The 19,032-nt window shown below is 36.6% G+C and carries 12 protein-coding genes; all 12 read right to left on the reverse strand.

All coding sequences use genetic code 11. The features are described from left to right. Window positions 1-23 precede the first annotated feature (23 nt). Window positions 24-479, reverse strand: a complete 456-nt coding sequence (locus BLQ66_RS05725; protein ID WP_074521334.1) for an Lrp/AsnC family transcriptional regulator — start codon at window positions 477-479, stop codon at window positions 24-26. 158 nt (window positions 480-637) lie between these two features. Continuing rightward, window positions 638-955, reverse strand: a complete 318-nt coding sequence (locus tag BLQ66_RS05730; RefSeq protein WP_034245350.1) for a DUF1292 domain-containing protein — start codon at window positions 953-955, stop codon at window positions 638-640. Between the two features lie 61 nt (window positions 956-1,016). After that, on the reverse strand, window positions 1,017-2,903 hold the full coding sequence (locus BLQ66_RS05735) for an ATP-dependent helicase (RefSeq protein ID WP_074521335.1): 1,887 nt from the start codon (window positions 2,901-2,903) through the stop codon (window positions 1,017-1,019). 108 nt (window positions 2,904-3,011) lie between these two features. Beyond that, complete coding sequence (locus BLQ66_RS05740; protein ID WP_027430567.1) at window positions 3,012-3,512, reverse strand: GreA/GreB family elongation factor; 501 nt, start codon at window positions 3,510-3,512, stop codon at window positions 3,012-3,014. Between the two features lie 67 nt (window positions 3,513-3,579). Then, the gene (locus tag BLQ66_RS05745; RefSeq protein WP_074521336.1) at window positions 3,580-4,242 is read right to left on the reverse strand and encodes an LbetaH domain-containing protein; all 663 of its coding nucleotides are present in this window, start codon (window positions 4,240-4,242) and stop codon (window positions 3,580-3,582) included. A gap of 17 nt (window positions 4,243-4,259) precedes the next feature. Further along, window positions 4,260-6,080: a glutamine--fructose-6-phosphate transaminase (isomerizing) gene (gene glmS, locus BLQ66_RS05750; RefSeq protein WP_074521337.1), complete on the reverse strand. Its 1,821-nt coding sequence runs from the start codon at window positions 6,078-6,080 to the stop codon at window positions 4,260-4,262. Window positions 6,081-6,107: 27 nt separating this feature from the next. Continuing rightward, window positions 6,108-8,114: a DNA topoisomerase gene (locus BLQ66_RS05755; protein WP_074521338.1), complete on the reverse strand. Its 2,007-nt coding sequence runs from the start codon at window positions 8,112-8,114 to the stop codon at window positions 6,108-6,110. Between the two features lie 103 nt (window positions 8,115-8,217). Continuing rightward, window positions 8,218-9,645, reverse strand: a complete 1,428-nt coding sequence (locus BLQ66_RS05760) for an ATP-binding protein (protein ID WP_074521339.1) — start codon at window positions 9,643-9,645, stop codon at window positions 8,218-8,220. Between the two features lie 27 nt (window positions 9,646-9,672). Beyond that, window positions 9,673-10,278 (reverse strand): 5'-deoxynucleotidase, encoded by a 606-nt coding sequence (yfbR, locus tag BLQ66_RS05765; protein WP_027430562.1) that lies wholly within the window; start codon window positions 10,276-10,278, stop codon window positions 9,673-9,675. 211 nt (window positions 10,279-10,489) lie between these two features. Further along, entirely contained in the window at window positions 10,490-11,578 is a 1,089-nt protein-coding gene (asd, locus tag BLQ66_RS05770) for an aspartate-semialdehyde dehydrogenase (protein WP_074521340.1), read from the reverse strand. A 407-nt stretch (window positions 11,579-11,985) separates the two neighbouring features. After that, a complete protein-coding gene (locus BLQ66_RS05775) occupies window positions 11,986-16,314 on the reverse strand; it encodes a pectate lyase family protein (protein ID WP_074521341.1) in 4,329 nt (1,442 codons plus the stop codon). Window positions 16,315-16,691: 377 nt separating this feature from the next. Beyond that, a complete protein-coding gene (locus BLQ66_RS05780; protein WP_074521342.1) occupies window positions 16,692-18,938 on the reverse strand; it encodes a pectate lyase family protein in 2,247 nt (748 codons plus the stop codon). Window positions 18,939-19,032: the final 94 nt, after the last annotated feature.

Here is a 19,032-nt window from a genome sequence, read left to right on the forward strand (position 1 = left end):
CATTCAATAAAAAGAATATAAAATTATTCTTCCATTGGCATATCTTGGTTAACGTCAATTCCTCTTGGTGGAACTGGTGTTGAGAAAACGATCTGAGTTGATGTACGACCGAATTTCTGAAGCTGTCCAATAAATGTATCAAGCTCTAAAGTACTTGGGAAGATAACCTTAAGTAACATTGAATAATTACCTGTTACACAATTACATTCTACAACGTTAGTACATGACTTAATAAATGGATAAAATTCTGGCTTCTGGGCTGGAGCTACTTCAAGATTAATAAAAGCTGTAATATGATATCCAAGCTTTAACTGATTAATCTTAACCTCATAGCCTTCAATGATTTCTTCTTTTTCAAGTCTTTCAATTCTTGCTGATACAGCAGGTGATGATAAAAATACGTTCTCTGCTAAAGCCTTAAGTGGCATTCTTGCGTTCTGCTGTAATAATGTGATTATCTTCTTATCAATCTTATCCATAATTCCTCCTTAAAATAAAAAGAGACAATTCTAGCTATCGCGGCTAAAATTGTCTCCTTCGACATTCATTAATACTTTTCTATAATAAACCTAATTTAATTAATTATCAAGTGTTTTTTGTTAATTTAAATAAGTTTTCTTATGATATAGTTTATTTATTACTTATTCTCTTCTTCAATATCTTCAGCTTCATAGAGTTCTTCATATTCCATAGCATCAAGCTCTTCATCAAAAGCATCTGAAACTATCTCATATTCCTCATCAGAGCCGATATTCTCTAGTACTGGCTCACCGTTTGGATCCTCTTCGTATCTGTAAAGATAAACCTCATCGTTATCTGCTGCCTCACCCTCAAGTGGTAAAAGCGCTATATATGTATTCTCACCAGCTGGGAAAATTCTAACGATTGCACATTCGCATGTCTCACCGCCATCAAGGGCAAGTGTAACTGTGCTATATTCTGAATTATTTGCCATAATTATCTCCTTTTCATGCTTACTGCATAAGCTTTTCTTTATCTAACCTTTTAAAAGGGTATCACAATAATTGATTTTCCTCAAGACCTATTTCCTCGATAAATCTCGAAGGAAGATAATCTTTGTTATATCTATGCTTAGGAGAAAGTATATACAAATGTTTCTTAGCCCTTGTAATACCTACATAGAAAAGCCTTCGCTCCTCCTCTATTTCCTCTTCAAAAGTCGCCTTATTAAGAGGAATAATTTCCTCACAAACATCCATAATAAAAACCACTTTAAACTCTAGGCCCTTACTTCTATGAAGAGTGTAGAAGTTAATCCCATCAAAATTAGAGTAATCCTTGTCTTTCACCCCTGCACTAACTCCAGTTTCATCACTTGCTGCCTCCCCATTTTCCTTTTGCCTTTCCCTTACAAAGGCTACAAAGTCACTTATCTTAGTAAATTCCTTTGAAAGCTCTGTTATCTTTTCAAGGTCTTCAAGTATCAACTCCTTGTTAGCTTTATTTTTTCTTGCATATTCCTCAATATAATCCTCAAGGCCAATGCCCTTTCTAATGTAATTAATCGCCGCAAAGCTAGTCATTTTCTTAAGCATATTAATATCAAAGATAAGGCTATCAATATTTTTTATAACAGTATAATTAGGCCTTTCCGCCTTCTCATAAATCTCCTTTAAAGAAATCAAAGACACGGGACTTGCAAGATAAGACCTTGTAATATACCTCATGGGCTTATTTATTATTTTTAAAAACTTCTCTCTAGTCCTATCTCCAAGGGCAATTTCAAGGTAAGCAAGGACTTCCTCCACCACATTACTATTGTAAAAAGAAGACATCTTAAAATCATTTTTACATTTAATTCCCATAGCCATAAGTTCCCTTACAAAGACCTTATTTAATTCATTGGTCCTTGAAAATATAGCAATATCCCTATAATTTATCCCCTGCTCCCTTAGTTTTACAATCTCACTAACCAAAAACTCCCTCTCTTCCTTTTGATCCTTTGGTCTAAGGTAAGTAATTATTCCTTTACTCCGTTCTAGCGTATGTAAATTTTTTTCAAATCTTACTTTGTTATGGGCTATAAGTTTATTGGCAAGTTCCACGATATTTGACTCACTCCTGTAATTTATATTCAGTTCAAACTTACTAGCCTTTGAAAATATATCTAGGAAGGATAGCATAATCTCTGGCTTAGAACCCCTAAAGCCGTAAATACTTTGATCATCATCCCCCACCACAAAAAGATTGCATTCTTCCCCTAGTAACTGCATTATTACTTCAAACTGCACCTTATTAATATCTTGAAATTCATCTATTAAAAGGTATTTAAAGCGCTTTATTAGACTCTGACGTAGCTCTTCATTTTCCTTTAAAAGATAAACTAGCTTAAGAGCGAAATCATCAAAGTCTAATAGGCCACGTCGCTTTTTTTCAAATTCGTAAACTCTAAATATATTCTTAAAGGTCTGTTCTGGGATTGTTTTTGACTTGTAATTATTGATATCAAGATTGTCATTTTTTATCTTAGAAATTTCTGCAAGAACTAAATCAATTAGTTCGTCTTCGTTATCATATTCTAGCTCGTATTTTAGAATCTCTTTTCTTATAATGCTTCTTTGTAGATTAAGAGTTATAACTGCATCATTTGTTAGATTATTGGCATGCTTAAGTATGGTAAAAAAGAGGGAATGAAAGGTGGCAAAAAATACGCCAATGCCTTGATTATTGTTCTCTTTATAGAAACGCTCTTTAATTTGAATTGCTGCGGATTTATTAAAAGTGATTACTAGAATATTTTGTGGACTCACATCATGATTATTAATTAGATTCTTTATTCGATTAGTCAGGGTAAAAGTCTTACCGCTACCAGGACCTGCAATAACAAGACAAGGGCCCTTGTTAAATTCTATTGCTCTTTTTTGAGCCTCGTTAAAAGACATGTGTGTTCTTCCTTTCAATTGTTTTCTTTCGTAAAATCTATTGCTATTAAAAAATAAATGGGCTTAAAAAATTAAGCCCATTAAATATACTATCTAGTGTGATTGTTGTCAATAACGTTGTATCTTATCGTCTGCATCATCTGTCTTATCGATTCGTTTTACTACTACGTAATACTCAAGGTTATCATTAACATGAATAAGCACTCTATCGCCTACTTTATGACCAAGTAGGGCTTTGCCTAGTGGGGATTCGATGCTTATAAGTCCAAGTAAAGAATCTTCTCTTACTGTTGTAACAAGCTTAATCTCCTCGCTTTCATCATCATCCTCATAATAAACCTCTACAGTATTATTAACACCGATTTCATCTTCTGCAGCAGTTTCTTTAATAACTGTAGCAGATTTAATCATTCTTTGAAGATATCTGATACGACTTTCATTCTGGTTCTTAAACTTCTTAGCAGCATGATATTCAAAATTCTCGCTTAAATCTCCTTGAGCTCGTGCTGTCTTTACATCCTCAAGAGCCTCTTTTCTAACAACGCTAATACGATAGTCGATTTCCTCTTCCATCTTCTTAATGTCATTTTCTGTTAACTCATTTCGCATATAAAAATCCACCTCTTAATAAAACTTTATAATAAATCAGAATTTATATTCTAATTCCTAAATTGTACTAATTCTTAGCTACAACCTCGCCGGCCTTCTTATAAATTGACTTAGCCTCAACTACACCACGTACACTTGAAAGTGGGTAAATATTAGATTCTCTACCAACAATTGTACCTGGATTAAGTACGCTACCGCAACCAACTTCTACATTATCACCAAGGAAGGCACCAATCTTTTTAATACCAGTCTCAATTTTCTCGTCGCCATTTTTAATGACAATAAGCTTCTTATCAGACTTAACATTACTTGTAATTGAGCCAGCACCCATGTGAGCCTTAAAGCCGAGGATTGAGTCACCAACATAGTTATAATGAGGAACCTGAACCTTATTAAAGAGAATTACATTCTTTAATTCAGTTGAGTTACCAACTACTGCGCCTTCACCTACAATAGCCTTACCACGAATAAATGCACAGTGTCTAACTTCTGCGTCCTTGCCAATAATAGCTGGACCTGCGATGTAGGCTGAAGGGAAAACATTAGCAGTTTTGTGTACCCATACATTTTCACCTCTAAGCTCGTATTCATCGGCTGGAAGTGTCTTTCCAAGTTCTATAATAAAGTCACCAATCTTAGCTAGGACCTCCCAAGGGTATGTGCAACCCTTAAAGATATCCTTAGCGATTGTTTCGTTTAAATCAAATAAATTATCAATTGTTAAATTCATATTGTCCTCCAAAGCTTTTATTCTACTGTAACTGACTTAGCAAGGTTTCTTGGCTTATCAACGTCATTACCCTTAAGTACTGATGTGTAATAAGCAATAAGCTGTAATGGAACAGCTGCAACCATAGGCATAAGTAGCTGATTAGCTTCTGGAAGGCAAATTGTTACGTCGCTAACGCCATCTTCAACGTCAACGCCAGGAGCAGCTATAAGTACGACAAATGCGCCTCTAGCCTTAACTTCCTTAATATTACTAATTGTCTTTTCTACTAAGTCCTTCTGTGTAGCAATGGCAATTACTGGCATTCCATCATCAATAAGTGAGATTGTACCATGCTTTAATTCACCTGCTGCATAAGACTCAGAATGAATATATGAAATTTCCTTAAGCTTTAATGAACCTTCCATACTTAGGGCATAATCAAGGCCTCTACCAATGTATAATAAGCTATCTGCATTAAGAAGCTTTGAAGCTGCAAACTGGCAAGCTGGCTTAAGATTAATAGCTTCCTCAATCTGCTCTGGAATGTTCTCTAATAACTTAGTGTATTCAACTAACTGTTCCTTACTAATCTTACCCTTTGCATAAGCTAACTGGAAGGCAAGTAAGTACATTACTGAAACCTGAACCATGTAAGCCTTTGTTGAGGCAACTGAAATTTCTGGACCTGCATGTGTATATAAAACATAATCTGCAGCTCTAGCAATTGAAGAGCCCTTAACGTTAACAATAGCAAGAGTTTCAGCCCCTCTCTCCTTAGCAAGTTCAAGAGCAGCCTTTGTATCAGCTGTTTCACCTGACTGAGAAATAAGGATAACTAAATCTCCCTCGTTAATTAAAGGATCTCTATATCTAAACTCTGAGGCAATGTCTACAGTAACGGATACTCTAGCCATTTTCTCAATAACATATTTACCTACCATACCTGCGTGCATTGCAGTACCACAAGCAACTATGAAAATGTTGTTGTAGCTTGAAAGCTTATCAAGTGATATACCTTCATTCTCAAATGTAGGAATATGATTAGAAATTCTTGGTGTAATTGTAGTCTTAACAACTTCTGGCTGTTCATGGATTTCCTTAAGCATGAAATGCTCGTATCCACCCTTTTGTGCTGCATCAATATCCCAATCAGCAACGTTCATTTCCTTAGAAACTTCTTCACCGTGGATATCAACTACCTTAACACCTGACTTTTCTACGATTGCGATTTCGTTTTGCTCAAGTAAGATGTAATTTCTTGTATACTCTAAGATTGCAGTCATATCTGATGCAATAAAGTTCTCACCCTTACCAATACCAACGATTAATGGGCTTTCCTTTCTTACAGCATAAACTACATCTGGAAAATCTCTAAACATAATACCAAGGGCATATGAACCCTTAATTTCTGCTAAAACCTTAGTAATTGTAGCAATTGGATCACCATCATAGTAGTAATCAAGTAACTTAGCTACTGTTTCTGTATCTGTCTCTGATACAAAGTTATAACCTTCCTTTAAAAGGAAGTCCTTAATCTGCTTATAGTTTTCAATGATACCATTGTGTACGATTGAAACTCTCTTATTACCATGTGGATGAGAGTTAATATCTGATGGTTCACCATGTGTAGCCCAACGTGTGTGACCAATACCCACGTGACCTACTGGCTTACCCTCTCTATCCATCTTGTCTACTAAATTCTTTAAACGGCCCTGGCACTTCTTTACCTTAATAGAACCATTTTCAGAAACAGCAATACCAGCTGAATCATAGCCTCTATACTCTAACTTAGATAAAGCGCCAATTAAAACGTCAGCACTATCTCTACTACCTACATAACCTGCAATACCACACATAAAAAATATCCTCCTTGATAATAGCCACTATTTCTTGTAATTCTTTGCGCTTTCATTAAACAAGCCATAAAGCATGCCTTGATTATTAAGCATCTTAACGCCATTAGTTCTGCGAACAACAAATGCATTCATCTTTTCCATGTATTCATCTGCTGTAATGTCGCCATTGGCAACCATTGTCAAGCCCTTCTCCCAACTTGCGGTAAGTTCCGGGTTTAACAAGGCCTTAATCGAATTAGCCACTACATCATAAATTATCTCTCCAAAAAGGCTTGGAGTAATGATCTGAGTCTTCTTAGCTATAGAAATATATTTCTTAGTCTCTAGCTTCTTTAAGATTTCTGCTCTTGTGGCAGAAGTACCAATACCGCTACCTTTTATTTGAGCTCTGAGTTCTTCATCTTCAATTAACTGTCCTGCATTTTCCATGGCAAGAATCATTGAACCAGAAGAATATCTCTTTGGAGGGCTTGTTTCGCCTTCCTTTATATTAAACTCAGTAAAGTCTATATTAGCCCCTTTTCTAATCTTTTTCAATAGTTCAAAGAAAGCTGTATCATTAATATCCTCATCGGCTTCATCTTCTTCTGATTTACTAGACTTAGAAGCCTTTGAAAATGAGTTTTTCGCTACCTTTAAATAGCCCTCGTCCGCTAATGTCTTAAAGGATGCATATAAATTTTCATCCTTAACATTTAAGTTCATTGCTACTCTTTGATAAATAGCTGCTGGATAGAAAATGCTTAAAAACCTTCTACATATTACTTCATAGGTCTTTAGTGCTGTCTGCGAGAGACTGCCTAAATTATTAAAGCCCTGACCTGTTGGTATAATAGCATAATGGTCTGTAATAGCCTTGTCATTACAATATCTTGTCTTTTCAATGCCCTTAAAGCTTTCCTTTTCTAGTATTTCGCTTGCAAATTCCTTCACAGGGGCGAAATTACGAAGACCAGCAATATTTTTATTAATCTCCTTAGAAATGGCGGTTGAGAGTACTCTCGCGTCAGTTCTAGGATATGTTACAAGCTTTTTCTCGTATAATTCCTGAATGATATTAAGAGTCTGATCAGGACTGATTTTAAAAAGCTTACTACACTCGTTCTGAATTTCAGCTAGGTTGTATAAAAGTGGAGGATTTTTAGTCTCCTTCTTTCTTTCAATGGACTCAACCACCGCTGTTTGTGGCAAAGGATCTGATAGGAAATTTAAAAGCTCAGTAGCCTTTTCCTTATCCTTAAAGCCCTTGTCATTATAAAGGTATGGTGTATTAAAGTACTTACTCTTTTCACTAACCTTCCATTCTGCATCAAACTTGTGTCCTTCAAGGTTGGCACTGCCTATAACACGATAGAAGGGTGTCTTTACGAAAGCTCTAATTTCACGCTCTCTTTTAACCACCATACCAAGTACGCAAGTCATAACTCGACCAACTGCAATACTTGCTCTATCCTCGTGTAGGTAATTTGCCACATTTCTTCCATATTTAAGAGTTAATACTCTTGAAAAATTAATACCCATTAGGTAGTCTTCCTTAGCCCTTAAATAAGCGGCATCGGAAAGATTATTATATTCAGAAATGTCCTTGGCATTCTTTATACCCTTTTGGATTTCCTCCTCTGTCTGAGAATCAATCCAAACTCTTTTTTCTTTCTTACCAGTAACCTTAGCTTCCTGTCTAACTAATCGATAGATGTATTCTCCTTCACGTCCCGAATCGGTACAGACATAAATTGTTTCTACATCTTCTCTGTTAAGCAAAGAGCTAACTATATCAAACTGCTTTTTAACAGCAGGTAAAACCTCATACTTGTATTCCTGTGGAATAAAAGGAATCGTATCTAAACTCCATCTTTTTAGATTAGGATCATAGGCCTCTGGATAGCTCATTGTAACTAAATGTCCAACACACCAAGTTACAATCACATCTCCGCCCTCAAGGTATCCGTCCCTTCTAGACAAGCTAACATGTAGCGCCTTGGCAAATTCCTGGGCTACACTCGGTTTCTCCGCTATAAATACGGATTTTCCCATTATTTCCTCCAATTAATTTAATTATTTTCTTAGACTGCGCCATAAGATTATAAAACGAATTTTAAAAAATGTAAAACCATCCTTTAAACTAAAGCAAATCCTTTTAGAAATCATTAAGGCTAATTAGCTTAATATTAGGATTTTGACGGGATAACTGATTAATCTCCTCTGAAAAGCCTTCCTTAGCAAAAAGGTAGATATAATCCGCGTTAATCTCGGCTTGAGATACATTTTCCAAAAGATTATTATATTCCTCCATGCTAAAGGCCTCATCGGACCAATTGCACTTACCCACTAAGAACTTACCGGCAGCGTCGCTTGCAATAATGTCAATATTGCCATCTTTACCCCACCATCTAGAACGGCTGTTAATCTTAATTTCAAGCTTGCCCATAGAGTCAAGAAGCTCGATAAACTCAGTACCTACAGTAACAAAGGCCTCTCCTGCAAACTCATAAATTGTTGGAGCGATGTATTTGTCATAAAATTCCTTAGCTCCTAGCTTTGAAAGTCTTGATTCATTGGCATAAATGTACTTAAACCAAAACTTTGTGTAGCCAGACTTTATGTTATATAAGCCCTTTCTTGTGTGCTCTTTGCCAGCAATATCATAAGAAAAGACCTTCTCCACCACTTCTCGCTCAATTAAATTCTTTAGATAAACGCTAATCTTATCTCTACCAAAGCCTGTGTGCATATGTAGCTCGTTTAGCTTATTCTCGCCGTTTGCCACGCAGTAAAGGATAGTATTATATAGAGAAGTCTCACGAAGCTCCTCTTTAATGTAGTTTGCCCCCTCGTTATAAAGTAACTTTCCAGGCTTTAATACATTTTCAATAATATTCTCCTCAAGGCTTAGCTTGTCGCTTAACTCAGCTAAGTAGCCTGGCACGCCTCCTGTAATGGCATAAATAGCCAAATCATCAAGGACTGAGTGCTTTGGAAACATTCTAACTATATCTACAAAATCAAGCTCCTTTAGCTTAAGGAAAGCACTTATTGCGTTGGCATTCTCACCGATTGCCTTAACCATGCTATTTTCCACCCAGCTAATAGAAGAACTTGTAAGGATTATGCAAACCTTATCATCAAAGAGCTTTCCTGAAACCATGGCGTTAATTACTGCCATAAAGTCCTTGTTGGACTTGACGATATTTTGGAATTCCTCAATGATTACAAGCTTAGTGTCCCCTGAAAGCTTTGTAACATTATTTAGCAAATGTGCATATTCACTATACATATCCTTCTTTGGAAGCTTTAATTTTTCCTTTTCTTTATCAAAATCTATCTCCATATCCTCACTCTTACTAATGAGGTTAGATTCTATCATCTCTTTTCTTAAAAGCCTTATCTGCTCTTCCTCTGATGCCTGACAGGCAAGGTAATAAAAGGCATCCTTGTCCTTAATAAACTCTCTCATAAGGCTTGTTTTACCTATATTAGTTCTACCATAGCAAATAGTAAGTGTACTTTCATTACATGTATAACCATCATTTAATTTGCTTAATTCTGTGCTTCTTCCTAGTAGCATAATTCTTTCTCCCTCTAGCTAAATATTCTAGTTATTATCCTCTTCCTCATTCTTAGACTCATCAAGTGTGAGACTATAAGCTGGAATATATTCTTCAAGAAAATAATTCGCTTCCTTTAAATCAAGCTTTAAAATAGCCTGATAAGTAGACTCCTTAGCTTTTGAAAAATCTAGGTTTCCAGTGTTAATTTCTTCGATACATTTTATATAGGCTGAAATCTTATCTGCAGCCTTAACGTAAGCCCAGAGCTCCTCTTCCTTACTAGTCTCAAGTAAAAGTGGCTCATAAACCTTTCGTAAATTAAGGGGCAAGCCTGTTAAAATCTCGTCCTTTGCCACATGTTCTACTTCCTTATAGGCATTTCTAATTACTGGAGAATAGTACTTTACTGGAGTTGGCATATCTCCTGTTATAATTTCTGTAACATCGTGGTACATAGCAAGAATAGCTAATCTTTCGGCATTAATTGTCCCACCAAAAATTTCGTTATTAATGACGCCAAGTGCGTGCGCAATGAAGGCAACCTCTAAACTATGCTCACTAAGGTTTTCTTCCCTAGTGTTACGCATTAGACCCCAACGGTTGATGTACTTCATTCTAGACAACATGGCATAGAAATGATTACTTTTCATAAAATCCCTCCCTAATTATTTATGAAAACTGAATTGTGTAGTATAAAAATTTCAACTAAATCTAAATTTAAGTTTAAACTAAAGCAAGTCTTTTATCAAGTTATTTTACAAATAAAAAAGAGCAAAAATAAGACTATTATAAGGATATAAAGTCTTATCCCTGCTCTTTTTATAAACAAAATAACCTCTAAAAAAATCTATAGCAATCTAATTACTTAGCTGTAATATAACCCTTTGCCTTAAGTAATTCAGCAATTAATACAGCACCACCTGCTGCACCTCTAAGTGTGTTGTGTGATAAACCAACAAACTTATAGTCAAATACAGCATCTTCTCTTAATCTACCAAGAGAAACGCCCATACCGTTCTCATAGTTAACATCTAACTTAACCTGTGGACGGTCATCTTCTTCTAAGTACTGGATAAAGTGCTTTGGAGCGCTTGGAAGCTCTAATTCCTGTGGAACTCCCTTGAAGTTTCTCCACTTTTCAATGATCTGCTCCTTTGTTGGCTTCTTCTCGAAGTTAACAAATACTGCAGCTGTATGTCCATCAAGAACTGGAACTCTGATACACTGGCAAGTAATCTGTGGTGTTGTAGCTGGAACTACCTTACCATCCTTTACTTCACCCCATAATCTAAGAGGTTCCTTCTCAGACTTTTCTTCTTCACCACCAATGTATGGGATGATGTTCTCAACCATCTCTGGCCACTGAGCAAATGTCTTACCAGCACCTGAAATAGCCTGGTATGTTGTAGCAACTACAAGCTTAGGACCAAATTCCTTTAAAGCATTTAAAGCTGGTGTATAGCTCTGAATTGAACAGTTAGGCTTAACACAGATAAAACCTCTCTTAGTACCAAGTCTCTTTCTCTGAGCCTCAATAACCTCTAAGTGCTCTGGGTTAATTTCAGGTACTACCATAGGAACATCCTCTGTCCAACGGTTAGCACTGTTATTAGAAACTACAGGAACTTCTGCCTTAGCATATCTTTCCTCTAAAGCCTTGATTTCATTCTTTGGCATATTAACTGCACAGAATACAAAATCAACTGACTCAACGATCTTATCAAAATCCTTATCCATATCATAAACTGGCATCTTCTTAACAAATTCAGGCATAGGACATGTCATCTTCCAACGTCCATCAACAGCCTCCTCATAAGACTTTCCTGCTGAACGGCCTGAAGCTGCAAGTAAAACTACTTCAAACCAAGGATGATTCTCAAGTAATGTAATGAATCTCTGTCCTACCATACCTGTACCACCAAGAATACCAACTCTTAATTTCTCACTCATCGTCAACCTCTTTCCTCTGCCACTTAACTTAGACATTTACTACATAATTCCTAAAAAAATACCATAAAAGAGTTCAAAAACACTCTTTATCCTTTTGTCTTTCTGTGGCGGACATTTGTATTTTCACTAAAGAATATTATCATAATAAAAGCTATTTGGCAAGCCATTTTCCATATAATTTTATCATAAAAATTTACTTAGGCAATACATTTGTCATTACACTTTAAACATTAATTTAATTTCCATAAAAAAGGGCTTTAAAAACAGAGAAAACGAGGCCTCTGGCCTCGTTTTCAAAAATATTAGGAGAAGTAAAATCTTGCAAGCAATTTTAATGGTCTAGCTGTAGTTTTTTACTACACATTATTGACCCACAATATTTTCTTCTTGTTATCTTTAATTAGTAATTAGTTATGCTTCTTCTTAATGCTTACTACCACACCTGTTGCAATTGCAACCCCTGCAATTACAAGAAGGATGATGTAAGGAATTACATTAGCTGTATCACCTGTACCTGTTGATGATGTAGTTGTTGTATCTGCTGAATTATTAGTTGTTTTAACATTTGTATCAGCTAAAACCACTTCCTCATTAGCAGTTACCACATCTGTGTCTGCTGCTACCTCAGCTGCAACATCACCTGTGATTGTAACATTAGTACTAGCACTACCATCCTTTGAAAGGATTGTGAATTCATGAACACCTGCTGTTAAGCTAGACATGAAATCTGCATTAAATTCAACTACTGTAGAACCTGAATATGATACATAGTTTGAAGGATCAACAAGCACGCCATCTACCATAACGCCAAGGAATAAATCATATGATGCGCTAGATCTTAATACTAGCTTTTCAGTTCCTGTAACTGTAACGCCATCGCCTTCAAGCATCTCATAAACAGTATCTGTGTCAGCAGCTACTTCTGTAGAAGTCTCTTCCTGAGTCTCTGTTGGAGCTTCTGTGCTCTCCTGTGTTGGAGCTTCTGTGCTCTCCTGTGTTGGAGTTTCTGTGCTCTCTTCTGTTGGAGCTTCTGTGCTCTCTTCTGTTGGAGCTTCTGTACTCTCCTGTGTTGGAGCTTCTGTTGCCTCTGTTGAAGCCTCTGTGCTCTCTTCTGTTGCTGGCTCTGTGCTGCTTGAAGAAAGGAGTGCAATCTTCTGACTTGCTACATTGAAGTGTGCACCAAGTGAGCTAATATCACTAGTTGCTTCAGTTTCATATAAACCATTTACATTGATTGTGCCATCAGCATTTCTAAATAAGCTATCAATATCCTGATTTACTGAAATGTTGTTATTAGCATTCTTAAATGAAGAAGCTGATAATGTGTAAGCTGCTGAAGCTAAGCTACTTAGCTTGCTGCTATTGTTAACTGAAACACCAAGAGATGTTTCAAAAATGTAATTTTTCTTATTATAAGATACAACTGATGAAGAAATTACACCAGTAAACTTATCACTGCCTGAATTGTTATAAGAAACAAGGTTCTTATAAAGAGCTCCTGATGCTGATCTGTAACACATAAAGTTAGCCTTACTTGAATCACCACCGCCATTAGAAGCTGCTGTACAGTTCATAATTGTAAGGTTTGAAGGATTGTTGTTATCTGTAAATCCTGTTGCACCGTTATTAAATGCTAAGCAGTTAAATACGTAGTGAGCAGTACCAACGCCAGAACCACCAAGCTTAAAGCCGTTCATATCACCACTACCAAAAGATGTACCTGAAGTAGTCTTACCATTTGCAAATGCTACACAGTTTCTAATTGTTACAACCCCAATAGGGCCTGTTGCTGTCTTTGCATATAAATCCCAACCATCATCTGAGTTTGCATATGAAATACAACCATCAAATACATTGCCTTCACCACATGTTAACTTAGCAGCGAAACCATCTGCATTTTCCTGTGTCTTTAAATCACAGTTATCAAATGAAGTACAGTTTAAAATTAAGTTGTTTGAAGGCCACTGTGATACTTCAGAATATTCTGTATTATATCTTGAAAGCTGTAAGCCTGTATCGTGGTTTGCTTCAAATACACATCCTTCAATAATATTGTTGCTACCTGCAAGTAACATACCATTATCACCAGCACCATAGAATGTAATGCCGTTTACATACCAGTAGTCACCATCAAGTACTACGCCTCTATTAGCGCTTGCTTCTTCCATTGATGAGAAGTCAAGTACTACATTAGCATTGTCTGCTGCACGTAAAATCTTATAATTTCCCTCGCTACCGCAATTAGTTTCTGGAATAAGAATTGTTGCATCAAACTTATATGTTCCGTCAGCCATAATAATTGCCTGACCAGCAGCTACATTTTCTAAAGCAGCTACTAATTCTTCTGAAGTTGATACATAAATTGCATTAGCAAAATCTGAATCTGTAGCCTGGCTTAAATCTGTATATGAACCAGAATATGTTGTATTTGTCTTATCGTAGTTAGCAAGACTTACTGTTGAAGCTGTTGAAGCTGCATCATCCTTAGACTCTGTGCTTGTCTCTGCCTCTGTAGTTGTCTCTGCCTCTGTGCTTGTCTCTTCTTCTCCACATGAGTAAACCATATAGAAGAGGTTGATTGAATCTCCCTTTGCAACTGAAACGCTACCAGCAGATACGTCTACTGTAAGTACATTTGTTGAATCAATTGTGTACTTTGTACCATTTACCTTAACCTTCTTGCCATTAGCATCTGTGTTACCACCAAATACTAATGTTAACTTACCGTCCTTTGCTGCTGTAAATGTAATAGATGTAGCAGATTCCATCTTTAAGCACTGTGTAAGTGTTAAACCATTATATGTAACTGTTCCCTTACTTGTTGAAAGGTTACCAGAGATTGTAAAGAAATCACTATTCATGCCATCTGCTGTGAAATTCTGTACATATGAAACAGATGTATCAGCAGCAACCTCAGCTGTTGTTGTCTCTTCTGTTGTTGTCTCTTCAGCTGTTGTCTCAGTTGTTGTTTCCTTACTTGTCTCTGTTTCCTTAGTTGTTTCTGTTTCGGCCTCTGTACTTGTCTCCTCGCTTGAAGCACCTGACTTAACGCCTAATACTGAAACTAATTCTGTATTTTTGTAATTTCTTACAAGTGCAAGTAATTCTGTATCTACTGCGTAGCTACTGTCATCTTCCTCGCTAAATGTGTAATCAATTACGCCGCCACCCTGGCTACCTGCGTTTGCAGTAACGATTGTCTTAACATCTTCAGCCGCGTCAATGTTAGACTCGTCAACGCCAAGGTCAACAGTTGTATCAAAGTTATCATAGCTTGTTGAACCTACTAAAGTCTTGTAGCTGCCTGAAACGACTTCGTCTCTTGAGCTAGCAAGGTAAGCATCATAGCTAGTTGAATTTCCGTCTTCTGTGTTTGCGTAAATTACTGAGCCTGAATTTTCCATGTAATTATTAAAGGCCTTAATTACGCCGCCGTTTTCACCTGAAAATGTACCATCACCTAAAGCATCTGTACCCTGAAGTGAGCTAAGCATTGGATGAGCACATCCTCTAAAATAGTTGTTTTCAACGAAGGCTGACGAACCAGTTGTTACACCAACACCATACTTTGAATTTCCATCATAGTAGTTGTTGTATAAATGTACTGACATAGTTCTAATTCTTGCCATTCTTGAATCTGAATGGTCAAACCAGTTGTGATGGTATGTAATGTAATTTGGTCCAGATTCTGACTTCATACCACAAAGTGAACATTTTCCTGAATCATAAAAATGTACATATGAAACTGTTACATACTGTGAATTACCCTTGATATCAACTGAGCCATCACCCTTTGCCTGATCTGAATCAGAACCAGCATTACCATAATAAAGATCCATATTGTGAACCCAAATATTACAGTTATTAGTATCAATTGAAATACCATCATCCATAAAGTAAAGAATTGAGAAGTTTCTCATTTCTACATTACCAGCATTTCTAATTAAGAAACCAAAGCCATGAACTGAAGCATCTTCACCAACACCTTCAATTGTAATGTTAAGCTGTGAATAATTATTCTTACCCTTAATCTGAATACCCTCAGAGCTACTACCAAAAGAATCAACAGAATCAGCATCAATATTACCAATGATTCTTACATCAAGAGGTCTTGTCTCGTAGCCCTTCTGGTAAGCTGTTAAGATTGCCTGTAAACCAGTAACTTCTGTATACTTGTTCTTACCTGTCTGGATTGTAGCCTTTACAGTCTTTGCTGTATCATCATAGATATATAAAACAATTGCATCTGACTTTAAAGTACCGTCATCATTGTAAGCACCAGAGCCTGTCTTATACTGAGAATCGCTTGAAAATGCGAAACCTGATCTATCATAAGCAGTTACGTTGAGTGTATCTGTTGTGCTGGCCTTATCACTGACTTCTTGACCATTTACATAAGGTACAACCTTAATTACGTAATTGCCTGCTGCTAAACCAAGTGCATCTACTCTCCAATAGTTTGTATACTCCCTAATAAGTTCGTTGTCTAACTTAGTATACGCACTATCATCACTTGTTGCTTCCTTTACATAAGCAACGTAACCATCAGCCCCCTCTACGCTTGTCCATTCAGCGTATGCTGACTCTAAATAACCTGCGGCATCTGTAAATACTACAGACGATACGCTAGCCTTTGCTGTCGCAATCGATGCTGTAATGATAATAGATAAAGTCATTACAACAGCTAAAAGCGATGCAAGGCGCTTTCTTGTCGTTCTCTTAAAAGCACCCATCATTTTGTTTTCCTCCCAATAAATTGTTCATTATCCGTAGCTTTCATTGTGCAACTTTTACATATGAAACTGCATCAATGCATTTATATTATCAATATTTACCATATCTTCAAATAGGACTATGCTAGTTCTTTGGTACCTATTTTATTGGCAAGGTACTAGTTTTAAATAAGAATCATACTTTTAGTAGGGTTGCACTATGCATACTTTTTGATATATTTTTGTAATTTATTTGTGCAATTTTACTAGTAATTTTGTATTATATAAAAGCAATATCCTTAATTTTATAAAAGTTAATATAGACTTATCTTCAAGAAAAGAGGGGCGAAAGGTTACCCTTTCGCCCCATTTATTAGGAGAAGTAAAATCTTGTAAGCAAATTAATATGCATAACCACTAGATAGTTCTACGTAATAAATATCAATAGCACCTGTTGTTGAAGCTAAATAGTAAACTCCATCAGATGGAACTGTTAAAGTCATAGAAACTAACTTCTCGTAAGATACATTCTTTGTTGCCACTGTATTTCCATTGGCATCAAGAAGTGCAAGTGTCTGCTTCTTTGAACCATCAGAAATAGCATAAATCTTTACCTTAGTCTCTCCTGCGGCGTTAAATGCAATACTTCTATAAGCATTATTTCCAACGCCTGATAATTTAATTTTTCTTGTAAAATCAATATTCTTAAAGTTTTGTGTATCACTTTCTACAACTACACTATTTGAGCTATTAGCTAAAAGCTTGAAGCCATCAACTGTTGTAGCGCTTGTATAAGTACCAGTTGCTAAATCATTAGCATATAAAACTAGCTTGCTTGCTGTAGAGCTAGGAGCAGTTGTTTCTGGCTGGCTTGTTGTAGCCTCTGTCTGTGTTTCTGTAGTAGTTTCTGTTGTTGTTTCTGTTGTATTCTCAGTTGCATTTGTTGTCTCTTCGCTAGTTTCCTCATAACTAACGCCTGATGCGTTACCTCCCACTGAAACTAGTGATGTCTTATAAGCCTTAAGTGCTGCCTTTAATGCTTCATTTACTGCAGATGAAGAATCATCCTCACTAGTAAATGTCCAGCTAAAGTCACCACCATTAATTCTACCAGCATATTTTACAACTGAATTCTTAGCTGCTTCTGCTGACTGAACTGTATAAGAATACATAAGTGAAGAGTTTGTATCGAAATTGTTGTATGTAGTAGAGCCCTGCTTTGTCTTTACTGATGATGGAACTGTCTCATTTCTTGAAGAAGCCTCATAAACATCAAAGCTAGTGCTATTGTCCTGATATGTAATAACACCCTTGCCACCAACGATTGTATTACCATAAGACTTTATAATACCGCCGTTTTCTGATGAAAATGTAGCGTTAGCTGTTCCATTTACAATATCAGAACCCTGCATTGAGCTAAGCATTGGATACTTACAATTTCTAAAGTAGTTGTTCTCTACAAATACTGAGCAACCCATTGTAGCACCTACACCATACTTTGCATTACCATCATAGTAATTGTTGTAGATGTGAACTGTACAAGTACGAATTCTTGGATGTCTACTATCTGAATGGTCATACCAGTTGTGGTGGTATGTGATGTAATTTTCAGTAGATTCTGACTTCATACCCTGAAGATTACACTTACCATTGTCATAGAAATGGTTGTAAGAATGTGTAATATAGCTTGATGTCTTAGTATCAAGAGCGCCATCGCCCTTTACCTGATCTGCATCAGAGCCTGCATCTCCGTAGAAGAAATCACAGTTGTGAACCCAAACATGGTCATCATTTTGCTGTAATCCAACATCATCGCCTTCGCCGGAATCACAGTTCATGAAGCCTAAGTTTCTAACTTCCACATTTGATGCATTTGCAATACGAAGACCCCAACCATCGCAAGTTGCATCCTCGCCTACACCTTCAAATGTAACACCACAAGCTAGTCTCTTTGAAGAGCTGCTACCCTTGATTAAAATGTCACCGTCCATCATCACATCAAAATCAGTGATCTGGCCAATTAAACGAATATCAAGCGGACGTGAGTCATAGCCCTTCTTGTAAGCATCTAAGATGTTTTGAAGACCTGTAGCTTTTGTAGTTGCACCCTTTGAACTTGTAACTACGTCAAGTGATACAGTATTCTTAGTCTCTTCTGTAATATAAAGAACTACTGCATCAGATTTTAATGTACCATTAGAGTTATAAGCACCACTTGCATCTCCATCAACGAAGGCGAAACCTGAACGGTCATGTGCCATTACGCTGATAGTTCCTGTAGTAACGCTCTTAGTTGTCTTACCAACAACTGCCTCGATCTTTAAAACATAATCACCTGCTTCAAGACCAAGAGCATCCACTCTAATGTAATTGCTATAATGTCTAATTAATTCGTCATCAAGCTGAACATAGGCACTGTCTGCCTGGCTTGTCTTCTTAACATAGGCCTTATAGCTGCTAGCGCCATCAACTGGAGAAATTGTAGCATATGCCACCTCAAAATCTCCCTGGCTAGAAAGTAAACTTATGCTACCTGTAGCTGCCTTTGCAGTAAGTAGCGAAGTTGGAATAAGTACACTAACAAGCATAGCTAGTGTAAGTAATAAAACTTGGCACTTTGTGCCAATTGAATTCTTAGCTAAATTCATTTTTGCCTCCCATGCGTTTTTTGAAATAACTTTTAATATAAAGCGTTCAAAAAATGCACTTCGAATTCAATATAAACAACAACAGGCTTATTGT

This window comes from Lachnospira pectinoschiza, assembly GCF_900103815.1.
Lineage (GTDB): Bacteria > Bacillota > Clostridia > Lachnospirales > Lachnospiraceae > Lachnospira > Lachnospira pectinoschiza_B.